Annotated in this window: 21 protein-coding genes; 5 read left to right on the plus strand and 16 right to left on the minus strand. The window is 65.9% G+C overall.

Translation table 11 applies throughout. The features are described 5' to 3' along the window. Window positions 1–8: 8 nt before the first annotated feature. The 8 genes from CH271_RS25530 to CH271_RS25565 all read right to left on the minus strand — a co-directional run bounded on the left by CH271_RS25530 (window position 9) and on the right by CH271_RS25565 (window position 6,325). Complete coding sequence (locus CH271_RS25530) at window positions 9–215, minus strand: hypothetical protein (RefSeq protein WP_037192707.1); 207 nt, start codon at window positions 213–215, stop codon at window positions 9–11. Further along, window positions 212–841, minus strand: coding sequence for an imidazole glycerol phosphate synthase subunit HisH (gene hisH, locus CH271_RS25535; protein WP_037192708.1), 630 nt, complete (start codon window positions 839–841; stop codon window positions 212–214). Before hisH ends, CH271_RS25530 begins: the two co-directional genes overlap by 4 nt. Continuing rightward, window positions 838–1,956, minus strand: coding sequence for an MFS transporter (locus CH271_RS25540; protein ID WP_094635637.1), 1,119 nt, complete (start codon window positions 1,954–1,956; stop codon window positions 838–840). Before CH271_RS25540 ends, hisH begins: the two co-directional genes overlap by 4 nt. A 61-nt stretch (window positions 1,957–2,017) precedes the next feature. Next, a complete protein-coding gene (gene hisB, locus CH271_RS25545) occupies window positions 2,018–2,641 on the minus strand; it encodes an imidazoleglycerol-phosphate dehydratase HisB (protein WP_032394340.1) in 624 nt (207 codons plus the stop codon). Then, window positions 2,638–3,768 (minus strand): histidinol-phosphate transaminase, encoded by a 1,131-nt coding sequence (locus CH271_RS25550; protein ID WP_094635412.1) that lies wholly within the window; start codon window positions 3,766–3,768, stop codon window positions 2,638–2,640. Before CH271_RS25550 ends, hisB begins: the two co-directional genes overlap by 4 nt. Further along, window positions 3,765–5,117: a histidinol dehydrogenase gene (gene hisD, locus CH271_RS25555; protein ID WP_094635638.1), complete on the minus strand. Its 1,353-nt coding sequence runs from the start codon at window positions 5,115–5,117 to the stop codon at window positions 3,765–3,767. Before hisD ends, CH271_RS25550 begins: the two co-directional genes overlap by 4 nt. Before the next feature lie 106 nt (window positions 5,118–5,223). Then, the gene (locus CH271_RS25560; protein WP_094635413.1) at window positions 5,224–5,742 is read right to left on the minus strand and encodes a DinB family protein; all 519 of its coding nucleotides are present in this window, start codon (window positions 5,740–5,742) and stop codon (window positions 5,224–5,226) included. 115 nt (window positions 5,743–5,857) lie between these two features. Further along, window positions 5,858–6,325: an SRPBCC family protein gene (locus CH271_RS25565; RefSeq protein ID WP_094635414.1), complete on the minus strand. Its 468-nt coding sequence runs from the start codon at window positions 6,323–6,325 to the stop codon at window positions 5,858–5,860. A gap of 82 nt (window positions 6,326–6,407) precedes the next feature. On the opposite strand from CH271_RS25565, the gene rhtB reads away from it, so the two are divergent. The 3 genes from rhtB to CH271_RS25575 are packed head-to-tail and all read left to right on the plus strand — an operon-like array spanning window position 6,408 to window position 7,572. Then, window positions 6,408–7,034 (plus strand): homoserine/homoserine lactone efflux protein, encoded by a 627-nt coding sequence (gene rhtB, locus CH271_RS25570; protein ID WP_094635415.1) that lies wholly within the window; start codon window positions 6,408–6,410, stop codon window positions 7,032–7,034. Between the two features lie 11 nt (window positions 7,035–7,045). Further along, on the plus strand, window positions 7,046–7,192 hold the full coding sequence (locus CH271_RS29035; RefSeq protein WP_155292933.1) for a hypothetical protein: 147 nt from the start codon (window positions 7,046–7,048) through the stop codon (window positions 7,190–7,192). Then, complete coding sequence (locus tag CH271_RS25575) at window positions 7,189–7,572, plus strand: YchJ family protein (RefSeq protein WP_037192719.1); 384 nt, start codon at window positions 7,189–7,191, stop codon at window positions 7,570–7,572. The genes CH271_RS29035 and CH271_RS25575 overlap by 4 nt, the downstream gene beginning before the upstream one ends. Here the strand turns inward: CH271_RS25575 and CH271_RS25580 are convergent. Further along, a complete protein-coding gene (locus CH271_RS25580) occupies window positions 7,569–7,985 on the minus strand; it encodes a DUF5997 family protein (protein ID WP_094635416.1) in 417 nt (138 codons plus the stop codon). The two genes, CH271_RS25575 and CH271_RS25580, sit on opposite strands and share 4 nt — an antisense overlap. A gap of 78 nt (window positions 7,986–8,063) precedes the next feature. Here CH271_RS25580 and CH271_RS25585 point away from each other — a divergent pair, with 78 nt between their 5' ends. Beyond that, window positions 8,064–9,047 (plus strand): LysR family transcriptional regulator, encoded by a 984-nt coding sequence (locus CH271_RS25585; RefSeq protein WP_094635417.1) that lies wholly within the window; start codon window positions 8,064–8,066, stop codon window positions 9,045–9,047. Between the two features lie 32 nt (window positions 9,048–9,079). Here CH271_RS25585 and CH271_RS25590 read toward each other — a convergent pair whose 3' ends face one another. From CH271_RS25590 to nadA, 4 genes are read right to left on the minus strand one after another with little or no spacing between them, the layout of a single operon-like run. Further along, entirely contained in the window at window positions 9,080–9,454 is a 375-nt protein-coding gene (locus CH271_RS25590; RefSeq protein WP_037192726.1) for an RNA-binding S4 domain-containing protein, read from the minus strand. A gap of 33 nt (window positions 9,455–9,487) precedes the next feature. Beyond that, window positions 9,488–10,363, minus strand: coding sequence for a carboxylating nicotinate-nucleotide diphosphorylase (nadC, locus tag CH271_RS25595; RefSeq protein WP_037192728.1), 876 nt, complete (start codon window positions 10,361–10,363; stop codon window positions 9,488–9,490). Between the two features lies 1 nt (window position 10,364). Beyond that, window positions 10,365–11,933, minus strand: a complete 1,569-nt coding sequence (locus tag CH271_RS25600) for an L-aspartate oxidase (protein WP_094635418.1) — start codon at window positions 11,931–11,933, stop codon at window positions 10,365–10,367. After that, window positions 11,930–12,988 (minus strand): quinolinate synthase NadA, encoded by a 1,059-nt coding sequence (gene nadA / locus CH271_RS25605; RefSeq protein WP_094635419.1) that lies wholly within the window; start codon window positions 12,986–12,988, stop codon window positions 11,930–11,932. Before nadA ends, CH271_RS25600 begins: the two co-directional genes overlap by 4 nt. A gap of 79 nt (window positions 12,989–13,067) precedes the next feature. On the opposite strand from nadA, the gene CH271_RS25610 reads away from it, so the two are divergent. Continuing rightward, window positions 13,068–13,766, plus strand: a complete 699-nt coding sequence (locus CH271_RS25610) for an NUDIX hydrolase (protein WP_037193481.1) — start codon at window positions 13,068–13,070, stop codon at window positions 13,764–13,766. A 10-nt stretch (window positions 13,767–13,776) separates the two neighbouring features. Here CH271_RS25610 and CH271_RS25615 read toward each other — a convergent pair whose 3' ends face one another. From CH271_RS25615 to bioB, 3 genes are read right to left on the minus strand one after another with little or no spacing between them, the layout of a single operon-like run. Continuing rightward, entirely contained in the window at window positions 13,777–14,367 is a 591-nt protein-coding gene (locus CH271_RS25615; RefSeq protein ID WP_256986556.1) for a DUF2567 domain-containing protein, read from the minus strand. A gap of 9 nt (window positions 14,368–14,376) precedes the next feature. Then, window positions 14,377–14,601, minus strand: coding sequence for a biotin synthase auxiliary protein BsaP (gene bsaP / locus CH271_RS25620; RefSeq protein ID WP_094635420.1), 225 nt, complete (start codon window positions 14,599–14,601; stop codon window positions 14,377–14,379). A gap of 22 nt (window positions 14,602–14,623) precedes the next feature. Further along, entirely contained in the window at window positions 14,624–15,616 is a 993-nt protein-coding gene (gene bioB, locus CH271_RS25625) for a biotin synthase BioB (protein WP_094635421.1), read from the minus strand. Window positions 15,617–15,636: the final 20 nt, after the last annotated feature.

Consider the following 15,636-nt stretch of genomic DNA (forward strand, 5'->3'; position numbering starts at 1 on the left):
CTGTCGTCCTACCGGAGTTCCTTGCGCGTCATGCGCGTGGACACCACACCCATGGCCGCGATCGCGCCGACCACACCGGCCAACGCGATGACCAGACCCACCCCGGCACTCGGCTGCAGCACAGCGATCAGTGCCGTCGCAAGGGCGAGCACGATCACAGCCGAACCGAGTGCGCGAAAGGCCAAGCGCCCGAGTGAGAACTCGCGGTCGCTCACACCGATCGGACCCAGTTCTCCAGCAGCGCAGCCCCGGCGTCACCGGACTTCTCCGGGTGGAACTGAGTGGCCGAGAGAGCGCCGTTCTCCACGGCAGCGAGGAATCGGCCGCCGTGATCGGCCCACGTGAGCAACGGCGCAGCGATGGTGTCGCTGGGTTCGAGCTCCCACTGCTGGGCAGCGTAGGAGTGGACGAAATAGAACCGGGTCTCGGGATCGATGCCGTCGAACAGCACGCTCTTCTCCGGTGCCTCGACTGTGTTCCAGCCCATGTGCGGCAGCACCTCGGCCTGCAGGCGCTCGACCGTTCCCGGCCACTCCCCGCACCCGTTGGCTTCGACACCGAATTCGACGCCGCGGTCGAACAGGATCTGCATTCCGACACAGATGCCGAGCACGGGACGCCCACCGGCGAGACGACGCCCGATGATGCGATCGCCCTTCACCGCCAGCAGACCTTCCATGCAGGCGGCGAACGCACCGACACCGGGAACGACCAGCGCTTCTGCATTCAGGGCCTCGTCGAAGTCCGAGGTCACGGTCACATCGGCACCGACCCGGGCCAGAGCCCTCTTCGCCGAGTGCAGATTGCCCGAGCCGTAATCGAGCAACACCACAGAAGTCATGCGCGAAGTCTATCGGGGCGTGGTCTCGCGATGAGCGCCACCGCCGCGACGACGACCACCGTGGCAGCGGCTGCGGTGAATCCCGCGGTGTACCCCACACTTGTCGCGAGGACACCGAGGGCGAGTGCGCCCGCCCCGGTGCCCGCGTCGAAGCTGATGTTCCAGACGGCGCTCGCGCTGCTGTAGCGGGCGGGTCCGGCTGCGTCGAACGCCATCACGAGGCTGTCGTTCTGGCATGCGCCGTACCCGATTCCGAACAGGACGGCTGAGACGAAGAACAGCGCCGCGGGCATGTTGCCGAGCGCAGCGATCGCGAACAGGGCGATGCCGATCGCCGCCGACACCAGCGCCGGAAGCACAGAGCGTCCGATTCCGATGCGGTCCGCCACCGACCCCGCGGCGTAACGCCCGACGAGCATCGAGGCACTGACGACGGCCAAGGCGAGTCCGATCATCGCGGCTCGGTTCGATTCGGCGATGGGCAGCAGACTGGTGATTCCCCCGTAGGCCGCGGACACCGAGGCCACGACGAGACACGGCACCAGAAATTGACGAACGTCGAGGCGAACCCGCTCGATCCTCGGCGGCTGCGGCGCGGGCCGGGTCGGCGGTAACAGCGCCACGCCGATCAGGCCTGCTGCGGGCACCAGAGCACCGAGTACGAACACGGCAGTAGGACTCGCGGCGAAAATCACCAGACCCAATGGCAGCGTGACCATCTGAGCCAAGGCGACGGCGATGCCCTGCGCGCCCGTCGCCCGGCCGAGCAGCGCTGTCGGAGCGAGCTCGGCGACGATGGCGGCACCGGCGACGGTCAACATTCCGAAACCGGTGCCCCGCAGGGCCGACACCGCCAGCGCCGGTACGGCCTCGACGGAGACGATGAACAGCAGTGCAGGCAGCCCGAGAAGCAGACACCCGGCGGCCAGAACCGCGCGGTGGCCGACTCGCATCAGCATGCCCGGCACGAACAGCTGAGTGATCACCGTCGTGGCCATGAAGATCGCGGTACTGGCCGCGGCCACCGCGTCCGATGCCCCCGACTGGGACACCGCGAGGGGAACCACCGGGAGCAGCAACCCCCACCCGCCGAAGGAGGCCGCGCCCATGGCCATCGCGGCCGGAAGACCGCGGATGGAGCTCAGGCCACTCAACGCACGAGCGCCGATCGACCGATCACAGACTTCCCTTGGTGGACAGCACACCGGTCACGCGAGGGTCGTACTCGGTGGCCTGACGCAGTGCCCGAGCCACGGCCTTGAACTCGGCTTCGGTGATGTGGTGCTGATCGCGGCCGTAGATCACCCGGACGTGCAGTGCGATCCGAGCGTTCGAGGCCAGCGTCTCGAACACGTGCTTGTTGATCACGGTGGAGTACGGAACACCGGGGTAGCCGCCGATCACCGAGTGCACCATGTAGTCGGGCTCACCGGTGTGTACGCAGTACGGACGACCGGACACATCGACAGCCGCGTGCACGAGCGTTTCGTCCATCGGAATGAACGAGTCGCCGAACCGAGTGATGCCCGCCTTGTCGCCGAGGGCCTGGCCGAGAGCTTGCCCGAGCACGATCGCGGTGTCCTCGACGGTGTGGTGCGCCTCGATCTCGATGTCGCCCTTCGCGCGCACCGTCAGGTCGAAACGAGCATGGGTGCCGAGCGCGGTGAGCATGTGGTCGTAGAACGGAACGCCGGTGGAGATGTCGACGATGCCGGTCCCGTCGAGGTTCAGCTCGACCGAGATGTCGGATTCCTTGGTGGTGCGCTCGATCTTGGCGATGCGGGGAGCGGGTGTTGTCACTTCGGTGCCTCTGCTGTTTCGGTCGATGCGAGTGCTGCGCTGACGGTGAGGAATCGGTCGTTCTCGTGCGCCAGTCCGATGGTGACGCGAAGATACCCGGGAATTCCGACGTCCCGGATGAGCACGCCGTCGTCCAGGTACCGCTGCCAGGTCGCGGCCGCATCGGAGAACCGGCCGAAGAGCAGGAAGTTGGCGTCGGACGGCACCACGTCGTACCCCTGGTGGCCGAGCGCCGCTGCCACACGATCTCGTTCGGCGGAGAGTTCGGCCACGCTCCCGAGTGTGTCCGAGGCGTGCCGTAGCGCCGCCCGCGCAGCTGCCTGCGTGACGACCGAGAGGTGATAGGGCAAGCGCACCAACAGCATTGCGTCGACGACGGCCGGGGCGGCCACCAGATATCCCAACCGACCGCCGGCGAACGCGAACGCCTTGCTCATGGTTCGGCTGACCACGATCTTGCTGGGGTAGCTCTCGATCAACCCGATCGCGCTGGGCGCAGAGGAGAATTCCGCGTACGCCTCGTCAACCACCACGATTCCCGGTGCGGCGTCGAGGATTCGGCGCAGATCCGCCTCGTCGATGCTGTGGCCCGTCGGATTGTTGGGGCTGGTGACGAACACGACGTCGGGCTTTCGTTCCTCGATCGCCTGCACTGCGTAGTCGACGTCGAGAGAGAAATCTGCCCGACGCTTCGCCGGAATCCATTCGGTCTGCGTCCCGGAGGAGATGATCGGGTGCATCGAGTACGACGGCACGAAGCCCAGCGCGGTGCGATCCGGTCCCCCGAACGCCTGCAGCAACTGCTGCAGAATTTCGTTGGACCCGTTGGCCGCCCACACGTTGGCGGTTTCGACAGCGAAGCCGGTCTGCTCGGTGAGGTAGCGAGCGAGGTCGGCCCGCAATTCGTCGGCATCGCGATCCGGGTAGCGGTGCAGCTGCCCGGCGGCGAGCCGAACGGAGTCCGCCACATCGTCGATCAACGCTTGCGTCGGCGGGTGCGGATTCTCGTTGGTGTTCAACTGAACCGGCACGGTGAGCTGCGGCGCACCGTACGGTGACTTGCCGATCAGTGCCTCACGCAGCGGGAGGTCGTCCAGCGAGACCGCTTGTCCCAGAGCATCGGTCATGATGGATCACCGGTACGCAGCCCTTCGAACCGCAGCCGCACCGCTTCTCCGTGAGCCGGGAGATCCTCCGCGTTGGCCAGCGCAATGACGTGCGCCGCAACATCTTTCAGCGCGGCTTCGCTGTAGTCCACCACATGGATGCCGCGCAGGAACGTCTGCACACTCAGGCCGGACGAGTGGCGTGCGCATCCCGCCGTCGGAAGTACGTGGTTGGAGCCGGCGCAGTAGTCACCGAGGCTCACCGGCGACCATGCTCCCACGAACACGGCACCGGCGCTGCGCACCCGGGATGCGACGTCGGACGCGTCCTTCGTCTGAATCTCGAGATGCTCGGCGGCGTAGGCGTTGACCACGGCCAATCCCTGAGTGACGTCGTCGACCAGCACGATGCCGGACTGGCTTCCGTTCAGTGCGGTGGCCACGCGCTCTGCATGCCGGGTGGATGCCATCTGTGCGTTGACGGCCTGGTCCACGGCATCGGCCAGGTCGATGCTGTCGGTGACCAACACACTGGCCGCCATGACGTCGTGTTCGGCCTGGCTGATGAGGTCCGCCGCCACGTGAATCGGGTCCGCGGTGGCGTCGGCGAGAATCGCGATCTCGGTCGGTCCTGCCTCGGAGTCGATTCCGATGAGCGAGCGACACAGCCGCTTGGCCGCCGTGACGTAGATGTTGCCCGGACCGGTGATCAGATCGACCGGTGCCAACTCGCCGCCGTCGGTGTCGACGCCTCCGTAGGTGAGCAGCGCGACACCCTGGCCACCGCCGACCGCCCAGACCTCGTCGACGCCGAGCAGCTGCGCCGCAGCCAAGATCGTCGGGTGCGGCAGTCCGCCGAAGTTCTTCTGCGGCGGCGACGCCACCACCAGAGATCCGACGCCGGCGATCTGCGCGGGCACCACGTTCATCACGACCGACGACGGGTACACAGCGTTGCCGCCGGGCACGTACAGGCCGACGCGATCGACGGGGATCCAGCGTTCGGTCACGGTGCCGCCGGGTACCACCTGGGTGGTGTGGTCGGTTCTGCGCTGATCCGAGTGCACCAGGCGGGTCCGTTCGATGGCGACCTCGAGGGCCGCGCGAACATCGGAGTCGAGCTCTGCGAGGGCCTTGACCAGTTCTTCCTGCGGGACGCGAACGCGGCCCGGTCGGACGCCGTCGAACTTCTCACTGAACTCGAGTGCGGCCTCGGTGCCGCGTTCGCGGACGGCATCGACGACGGGGCGAACCTGATGCAGCACCGAATCGACATCCACTCCGCCTCGGGGAAGTGCGCCGCGTAGTTCGGCAGTGGATGGAGTTCGTCCGCGTAGATCGACGCGGGCGAGCTCGATGCGGGCAGGCATAGTGGGCCCCTTCGTGAAGTCGGTTCGGTGCCGGAGTTCGGTCGAAGCCGGGGTTCGGTCGAAACAGTGTGGTTCGAACACCCAGGATAGTTCCACCGAATTCCGCTCAGCCCCGCACGTCCCACAGATGATGGATGGGGTCGTGAATGTAGTAGGCGGCCAGTGATTCGACCGAGAAGTTCGATCCGTCGCTGCGCCGACCGGTCCGATGCCGATTCTCCGGCGGTACAGCGGCGAAATCGTCGGCCAGAGCGCGGGCGGCGTCGCCGAGTTCCGACGCCACCTCCGCAGGATTCTGGGAGTTGTAGTCCTCGGCCAGCGCGGTGGCGTCCTGGTCCCAGTTCGCGAACTCGGGATCGTCCTCGGTCAACACCAGTGCGAGCCGGGTCCGGAAGATGCGGTGCGCGTCACGTACGTGCGCGGCGTATTCGAGCGCGGACCACGTCGAGTCGTCGGGACGCAGTGCAACGTTCACGCGCCGCAGAACCGCTTCCCAACGCTCGACGTCGGCGCGGATCAGGTCCGGGATAGCGTCGTATTCGACGGCACTCGAGTCGAACCCGCAATCCGGGCACGCTCGTTCGAGTACCCAGGTCCAGTTCTTGGTGTCGGGATCGATCGGCATGCCGGTCAGAATAGATCAGAGAAAGGGACGCCTCGGTGTCCACAATTCGCGTCGTCGATCGCCGGTTGTGCATCCGAACCCGAATTGTGGACAGCGAGGGCTGTCGCCAGATCTGTCAGGCGTAGCGGGCAGCGAGGTTGTGCAGCGTGCTCTCGAGGCCCTGGGCATTCTTCTGCGGCATCTTGAACAGCTCGAGCATCTTCGGGACCTTGGCGGTGCCGTACTTGAAGCTCTCGGTGACCGTGGTCAGCCCCGGCTGCTTTTCCTCGAACTCCCAGCGCCAGGTGTGCCCCATCGGGTGCTGCCACTCGATCACCTTGTGCTTGTCGGCGTCGACGAACTCGGTGACGGTGCTGGTGATCTTGTACGGCACGCCGTACTGCTTCATGCCGACGGAGAACTTCGCGCCGGTGCTCAGTCGATCGGGGCCGCGGACGGTGTCCTTGACCGTCCCGGACCCGTCGAGCTCACCGTGCCGGTTGGGATCGGCCACGATGTCGAACAATTCGGATGCCGGTGCCCGAACTTCGGTCTGCCGGGTGACCTGCTGGGGGCCGGTGTCGATACTTCTGATGTCTGCCATCTCAGTGGCCTACCCTGCTTCGGCGCGTTCGACACCCACGGCCGGGCCGAATTCGAGTTGACGGTCGTAGTTCAATGAACGCATGTCCTGGTCAGTGTGGCTCGCCTTCCTCGGCGCGAGCATCGTCATCAGTCTCTCCCCCGGTGCAGGCGCCATCGCGTCGATGTCCACCGGGCTTCGCTACGGCCTGCGCCGCGGATACTGGAACATATTCGGTCTGCAGATCGGTCTGCTCCTGCAGATCGGCATCGTCGCCGTCGGACTGGGGGCAGTGCTCGCCAGCTCGGCGCTCGCGTTCACTGCCATCAAGTGGTTCGGTGTCGCATACCTGGTCTACCTGGGCATTCGGCAGTGGCGGGCAGCCCCGACCGACGTCGCCGACGCCCCCGCGGTGGCCGATCGCGGAACGACGATGCTGGTACGAGGATTCCTCGTCAACGCCAGCAACCCGAAGGCCGTCGTGTTCATGGTTGCCGTCCTTCCCCAATTCCTCGATCCAGCGCGGCCTCTGCTCACTCAGTACCTCGTCATCGCGGCCACGATGGTCGCGGTCGACATGTTGGTGATGACCGGATACACCTCGCTGGCATCTCGGGTTCTGCGGCTGATGCGCTCGCAGCGCCAGCAGAAAACGATGAATCGCACGTTCGCCGGGATGTTCTTCGCTGCTGCAACGTTCCTTGCGACCGTCCGGCGCGTGACACCGTGAGGAAATACCGCGTGATCATGAAGAACGCCCTCGGCGGTGACCCGATTCCGTTGGGACTGTTCGACACACTCCTCGAGGCCAACACCTGGATCCAGGACGTCGGCAAGCGTGACGAGCACGAACTAGGCACCTATACGGTCGAGGTTGTCGACGAGTGAGTCGGCGGTGTCCGTGTTCGAGCGGTGACACGTTCGACGCGTGTTGCGAGCCGTACCTGCGCGGCGATGCGAGCGCGCCGACAGCCGAGAAGCTGATGCGATCTCGATTCACTGCGTTCGCCGTCGCAGACGTGGACTATCTCCGCGCATCGTGGCATCCCGACACCGCACCGGCCGAGCTGGAGTTGGACCCCGATCAACGGTGGTACCGACTCGACATTCTCGCGACCGACGCCGGCGGGCTGTTCGACGACGCGGGAACCGTCGAGTTCCGAGCTCGATACAAGCATCCGGGCGGGGCGGGCTCGATGAGTGAGGTGAGCCGCTTCGTCCGCGTGGACGGCCGGTGGCTCTACCTCGACGGGATCGTCTCGAGCTAGAGGTTGCGCAGCTTGGTCGGTCGGTTGCCCGACGTACGACGCGCTTCCTGCTTCTCCTTGATGCGTTCGGCATCCTTGCGCACCTGAATCTGGGTGCGACGCTCCCGGACGAGCCACTGAGGTGGGCTGGCAACGAGTTCCTCGATCGCCTCGCTGGTCAGCGCCTCGGTGACACCACCACGGGCCAGCCCCGCGATGGACACGCCCAGCTTCTTCGCGATGACGTCGCGGGGGAAGGGTCCGTTGGTCTGCAGTTCGGTCAACCACTGCGGCGGATCGCTGCGCAGTGCGTCCAGTTCGGACCTGCTGACCATCGAGTTCTGGAACTCTTCGGGTGCTGCGGGAAGGTAGATGCCGAGCTTGTTCGCCGCGGTCAATGGCTTCATGGTCTGCTGCTTGTTCTCCGGGCTCACCGGAACAGCTTATCCGGCCATCGGCACTCTCGACGCCACGGTCGCTCCCGGTCCGCGTCGTCCCATAGGCTCGACACCGTGAACATCGATGTGCAGACACTGCGCTGGTACGCGGCGGTGGCGCAGCAACTGCATTTCGCGCGCGCTGCTCAGTCACTGGGAATCTCTCGAATCCGCTTGAGCAAGACGGTCGTGGAACTCGAGGAACAGCTCGGCGTCGATCTGTTCGTGCCCGGGGCATCCCCCACCGAGCTCACCGAGGACGGCCGCGCTCTGCTCGAGCGGGCGCTGGTGGAGATCGCCGAGGACGATCGACTCTCGGAACTCGCGCAGGTTGCTGCTGCCGAGCCGACCACGTTCACCATCGGGTACGCCGAGGGAGTGACGCTGACGAAGTGGACGCGCATCTGGGCTGATCGGTTCCCCGATGTCACGCTCTCCGTGGTCGCGACCACACCCGAGACACAGGTGGCGGCGTTGCGCGACGGAACGGTCGATGTGAGCTTCGTCCGACCGCCGCTCGATCGTCAGGGCCTCAACGCCATCGGCCTGTATCAGGAAGTCCAGGTCGTGGTGGTCCCGAAGGACCATGCAGTCGCCGCATTCGATTCGGTCACCGCGAGCGATCTCGCCGACGAGCATCTGCTGGCCGATCCCGCGACGGTACCCGAATGGGCAGCTGTGGCAACGGAACTCGAAGTCGGCAACCGCCCGGAACTACCCCCGATGAATACCGTCGCGGAGACATTCGAGTACGTGGCTGCCGGGCTGGGGGTGGCAATAGTGCCGCACTCGGTGGCCCGATTCAACGCGCGCAAAGATCTCGTCTACCGCCCTGTGACCGACATAGAGCAGTCCCAGATTGCGTTGGCCTGGGTCGCAGAACACGAGGACGACCGCATCGAGGAGTTCATCGGCATCGTTCGAGGACGGTCGACCCGTAGCTCGCGCGGTGCATCGGACGAGGTGCCGGTCAAGAAGAAGAAAGCGCACCCCTCCAAACCTGCTCGCCCCGTTGCCAAGACGAAGACGAACGCCCGACGCAGCGGAAAGCGCCGCTAGACGGGCTCACACCCTGCGAAGAACCGGGCGCACTAGAGGCCAAGGCCCCGCAGTCGGTCGATCTCACGACGATCGCGCTTGGTGGGCCTACCCGCCCCTCGATCCCGTCTCGGTACGGAAGCCAGAACTTCTTTCGGGGGCGGCGGCGGACTGCGATCGATCAAGCACTCGGGAACGACCGCTGCGCCGACGCGTTTGCCGATGGCCCGCACCACGACGACGATCTTCTCCACTCCGTCGGACCGGAGCCTGATCTCGTCGTCGGGGCCGATGCGATGCCCGGGTTTGGCAGGAGTTCCGTTGACACGGACGTGGCCGCCGCGGCAGGCAGCAGCGGCGGCAGACCGCGTCTTGAACAACCGGACCGCCCAGATCCAACTGTCGAGGCGGACACTCTGAACTTCCATCTTCGTACGAATTCCTCACATTGCGAGGCTCGACTACATGTCCAGGCCGAGATCGAGCACTGTCACCGAGTGTGTCAGACCGCCCACCGCCAGGAAGTCGACCCCCGTGCGCGCGTAGTCCCGTGCCACGTCGACGGTCAGTCCGCCCGAGGATTCCAGCTTGGTCTGCGGCGCGAACGTATCGCGACGTTGCACGGCCATCTGTGTCTGCCACAGCGCGAAGTTGTCCAGCAGAACCAGTTCGACGTTCTCGGCGAGCACCTGGTCGAGTTGCTCGAGGCTGTCGACCTCCACTTCACAGGCGATGTTCGGCGCAGCGGCCCGCACCGCGTTCAACGCAGCGACGACCGAACCGGCCGCTGCCACGTGATTGTCCTTGATCAGCGCAGCATCGCCCAGACCCATCCGGTGATTGACGCCGCCACCGGCACGCACCGCGTACTTCTGCAGCGAACGCAACCCCGGCAACGTCTTTCGACTGTCCCGGATCTTGCACTCGGTGTCTGCGACCTCGGCGACCCAGCCGGCCGTCGCGGTGGCGATCCCCGAGAGATGGCAGACGATGTTGAGCATCGTCCGTTCGGCGGTGAGCAAGCCCCGAGTCGGGGCCTCGACCGTCAGCACGGCTTGTCCTGGTTCGACTTCGGATCCGTCCTCGATGCGATGCACGACGGAGTATCCGTCGGCTCCGATCACCTCGTCGAGAACCAGGAGGCCGACATCGATCCCGGCGATCGTGCCGAAGTGACGCGAGACCACCGACGCCGTGGCGATGGCATCCTCGGAAACCGTTGCCAGCGTGGTGATGTCGGGCCCGAACCGCAGGTCCTCGTCGAGCGCGGTCCGAATCAGTGCGAGTACCTCGGCGCGATCGACGCCCGGGTTCACCTCGTTCGCAGTATCGGTCATGTCAGCGTGCTCCCGTCATCACTTCGTCGTTCACGATCGCCAACCGTCCCTCGGGATCTCGTTCGATGTGCAGGCTTCGACGTTGCGCCGGTGCACTCTCGGGGAAATCCCGTCGGGTGTGGCACCCTCTGCTCTCACGGCGCTCGGACGCGGCCAGCACGATGACCTCCGCCGCAGCGGTCAACGCAGCATCCTCGACAGCACGTGCATCGACCGGCGGTTCCGACACGACACCGTGGGCCAGGACGCGTTGCGCCGCAGCAAGACCCGTTGCATCGCGTACCACGCCGACCTCGGCGGTCATGGTTCGCTGCAGCACCGCGCGGTCGATGCGGCGATACGTGGGCAATGCGACATCCGAAATGCTGCCGTGTCGGCCGACCCGTTCGGCAGCCACGTAGGCCGCGCGCTCACCGACGACAAGACCCTCGAGCAGACTGTTCGACGCCAACCTGTTGGCACCGTGCAAGCCGGTGCGCGCCACTTCGCCTGCGGCGAGCAAGCCGGGAACAGAGGTGCGCCCGGATGTATCCGTCGCCACGCCCCCACACGAGTAGTGCGCTGCGGGTGCCACCGGGATCAGGTCCGTCGCCGGATCGATTCCGGCCTCGAGGCACGAGGCGGTCACGGTCGGGAATCGCTCGTGGAAGTGCTCCACGAGGCGGGCGTCCAGCAGCACGTGGTCGTCACCGCGCTCGTGCAGCAGTTCGGCAATGGCCCGGGACACCACGTCGCGGGGCGCAAGATCACCGAGCGGGTGCACTCCGGCCATGAACGCACGGCCTGCGACATCGACCAGATGGGCACCCTCGCCGCGTACCGCCTCACTGATCAACGGACGACGGCCCGTGGACCCGGCGGCGAACAGCACCGTCGGATGGAACTGCACGAATTCCAGATCCGCGATCCGTGCACCTGCATCGAGGGCGAGTGCGATGCCGTCGGCCGTGGCACCCGGTGGGTTGGTGCTGCACGAGTACAGCTGTCCCAGTCCGCCGGTGGCCAGGAGAACCGTCGGGCAATGGACGACGCCGACGCCGCGAGGCCCACGCACGAGGAGGCCGACGACCTCGCCGTCGGTGGTCAGCACCCGCAGAGCGGTGGTGTCGAACTGCACCGTCGGCACTGCACCGTCGAGGGTGCGCTGCACCTCGGCCCCGGTGGCGTCGCCGCCGGCATGGATGATGCGGCGCACACTGTGGCCGCCCTCCCTGGTGCGCGCGACGGAGCCGTCGGCAGCGCGATCGAACTCGGCACCCGCAGCTTCGAGCGAGGTGATCGCCGCGCGTCCGCCCGAGACGATGGAGCGCACAGCGTCCTCGTCGCACAGGCCTGCACCGGCGACGCAGGTGTCGGCCACATGCGATTCGATCGAATCCTCGAGTGCGGGACCGACGACCGCGATCCCACCCTGGGCGTACTGCGTCGCCGTGTCGGTGGAATGTCCCTTACTGACGGTCGCCACCCGCAGGCCGCGGGCCGCCGCAGTCCGGGCCGCGGTGAGTCCGGCAATTCCACCGCCGACGACGACGAGATCGGCCGCGGTTTCCCACGCGACCGTTGGATTCACTCGCCGCCGCCCGGGGTACCGATCTCGATCATCCGCTGCACCGACTTGCTCGCGATGTTCGCGGTCTCGAGGTCGACGTGCACCTCGTCGCGCCCCTCGACGAGGCAGCGCAGCAGAGCGGCTGGGGTGATCATCTTCATGTAGCCGCACGATGCGCGGTCGTTGACGGCGAGGAAGTCGACGTCGGGTGCCGCCATCCGCAGTTGATGCAGCATGCCGATCTCGGTGGCGACCAGAACCTGCTTGGACGCGGTGGTGCGGGCAGCGTCGAGCATGCCGCCGGTGGAGAGGATCTTGACCTTGTCGGCGGGTACGAATCCCTCGCCTGCGAGGTACAGCGCCGATGTTGCGCAGCCGCATTCGGGGTGCACGTACAGCTCGGCATCGGGGTGGGTGCGCGACTTCTCGGCCAGTTCGTCGCCGTTGATGCCGGCGTGCACGTGGCATTCTCCGGCCCAGATGTGCAGGTTCTCGCGCCCGGTGACGCGTTTGACGTGCGCGCCGAGGAACTGATCGGGAAGGAACAGGATGTCGCGGCCAGGATCGATCGACTCGACCACCTCGACGGCGTTCGACGAGGTGCAGCAGATGTCGGTCAGTGCTTTGATCTCGGCGGTGGTGTTGACGTACGACACGACGACGGCGTCCGGAAAATCGGCCTTCCATTCGCGGAGCTGGTCTGCGGTGATGGAATCGGCCAGTGAGCAGCCGGCGCGCTGGTCCGGGATGAGGATCGTTTTCTGTGGGCTCAGGATCTTGGCGGTCTCGGCCATGAAATGCACTCCGCAGAACACGATCGTGTCCTCGGGGACCTCGGCGGCCATCCGCGAGAGCGCGAGCGAGTCGCCGACATGGTCGGCAACGTCCTGAATCGCAGGCAGCTGGTAATTGTGCGCGAGCAGCGTCGCGCCGCGCAGATCGGCGAGCCGTCGAACCTCGGCCGCCCATTCCGGAGTTGCCTCCACTCCCCCGTAACCACCTGCTCCATCGACGATGTCGCGAACTCCGGCGAATGCCGAGTACAGGATGTTCACCCGGGTAGCGCTGCTGGTCATGACGGTTCTCCTTCACCGATCATCCGGTCGTCGGTGACCGAATTTCCTCCGAGGGAGTTTTCGACCTATGATCGAAAACATGATTCATCGTAGCACCGTCCACGAAGTACTCATCGCGGTGTTCCAAGTTCGACCCTTTTCCGACCCCGACGCCCCGGAACTGGGGGTGCTGCTGTGGCAACGCGCGCTCGACCCCGAGGCCGGCACCTGGTCGCTGCCCGGTGGCACCCTGCGCGACGACGAAAATCTCGCCGCGTCCGCGCGCCGTCAGCTTGCCGAGAAGGTCGACGTGCGCTCGGTGGCGCACCTCGAGCAGCTGTCCGTCTTCAGCGAACCCGAACGCGTACCGGGAGATCGGCGGATCGCGTCGACCTTCCTCGGCTTGGTGCCGATCTCGGCAGAACCGACACTCCCTTCGGACACCGCATGGCACCCGGTTTCGGCACTGCCCGACATGTCCTTCGATCACGGAACCGTCGTCGCGCACGCGAGACATCGACTGGTCGCGAAACTCTCGTACACCAACATCGGATTCGCACTGGCTCCGGTCGATTTCGCGATCTCGTCGCTGCGCGAGATCTACGGTGCCGCACTCGGATATCAGGTCGATGCCACCAACCTGCAGCGGGTGCTGAGCCGGCGCGGTGTCATCGAACCCACCGGACGGCGCGCGCCGTCCGGCAAGGCCGGTGGCAGACCGCCTGCACTGTTTCGCTTTGCCGACAACAGCATTCGAGTCACCGACGAGTTCGCCGCACTGAGGCCACCCCAGGCGTGAACTGCTGCTGTCAGTCGGCTCGATTCGAGTCGAACGACGGTGGCGGCGGGAAGAACTCGACATCGAGGTCGTCCGGATCGGGATCGGTGTGTTGCAGATTGTCGTTGGGATTCATCGCCGCCAGCAGCAGGATCACCAGCGAAGCCGTCAGCGCCTGAACGATCAGCACCAGCGGAGTATCGACACTGGGCGCAACGGTGACGATCGACCCGACCGCCGGGTCGCCGGCCTTCGGAAACCGAAGAGCAGCAATCCCGTTACCCACCAGGACCGCAGCGACCGAGCCGGCGAGTGCACCGACGAAGACGGCACCGAACAGCCGCGGACCCCGCTCCGATCTCCACAACCACCACCCGATCGGAAGAACGAGACCGAGGGCCAGGGACACGAACGCGAACAGTGCGAGGCCGTCGAAGCTGTGCAGGCTCTCCCCGGTCAGGGCCGCCCCGCGATCCTGCGCCACCACGAGCAACTGCTGCGCCGGTGCCAAGAACCCCCACAGCACCCCGCCCAGAGCCGACACTGCCACCGAGATTCCGACGACCACCGACAGCACACGAACGGTGCTGCTCCGCGGTGGCGTTTCGAGAACGTCCGACATGACCACCACCTAGCGCCTACCCGTCGCGGCCGAATCGACGAGGCCGTGACGCGAGCACAGCGACGTCCACCCGTCGGGGACGATCTGGACCACCATGCGGCGACCGCATTCTGCGCAGAACCGCGGCGGCTCCAACCCGAGCCGGACGGCGACCGACAACGAATCCGCACCCGCCTCGGCTCCGGCGTCGACAGGCCGACCGGTGTACGGGTCGTAGTGGGTCTCGCTCGTCATTCGACCCACCCTAATACGCCCATCAGATCGTCGAGTTGAGCGCTTTGATCGGCATCTGCAGCTCGCCGAGAAGATCGAGATCCTGCTCTGCCGGACGACCGAGCGTCGTCAGGTAGTTGCCGACGATGACGGCATTGATGCCGCCGAGAATGCCCTGCTTGGCACCCAGATCTCCGAGAGTGATCTCGCGGCCACCGGCGAATCTGAGAATCGTGCGCGGCAGAGCGAGACGAAACGCGGCGACGGCGCGCAGAGCATCGGATGCAGGCAGCACATCGAGGTCTCCGAACGGCGTTCCCGGTCTCGGGTTGAGGAAGTTCAGGGGCACCTCGTCGGGTTCGAGCGCGGTGAGATCGGCGGCGAACTCGGCACGTTGCTCCAGCGTCTCCCCCATACCGAGAATTCCGCCGCAGCACACCTCCATGCCTGCCTCGCGCACCATCCGCAGTGTGTTCCACCGTTCCTCCCACGTGTGGGTGGTCACCACGTTCGGAAAGTACGAGCGGGAGGTCTCGAGGTTGTGGTTGTAGCGATGTACACCCATCGCCGCGAGCTGATCGACCTGATCTTGATCGAGCATTCCCAACGAGCAGGCGATATCGATCTCGACCTCGTTCCGGATGGCTTCGATACCTGCGGCGACCTGCGCGAGCAGCCGAGCGTCGGGTCCGCGTACCGCGGCGACGATGCAGAATTCCGTCGCTCCGGTCTTCGCGGTCTGCTTCGCGGCTTCGACCAGCGACGGGATATCGAGCCACGCAGCACGAACCGGGGACGCGAAAAGACCCGATTGCGAACAGAAGTGGCAGTCCTCGGGACACCCGCCGGTCTTGAGGCTGATGATTCCTTCCACCTCGACCTCGGGCCCGCACCACTTCATCCGCACCTCGTGGGCCAACAGCATCGTCTCCTCGAGACTGTCGTCGCCGAGCTCGAGAACCTCGAGAACCTGAGATCGATCGAGCGCGATGCCGTCGCCGAGCACCTGTGTACGCGCCGTGCGCAAAATGTCCATTCCGGGTCCCCTCGTAGTCG

The organism is Rhodococcus sp. 05-340-2 (assembly GCF_002258915.1).
Lineage (GTDB): Bacteria > Actinomycetota > Actinomycetes > Mycobacteriales > Mycobacteriaceae > Rhodococcoides.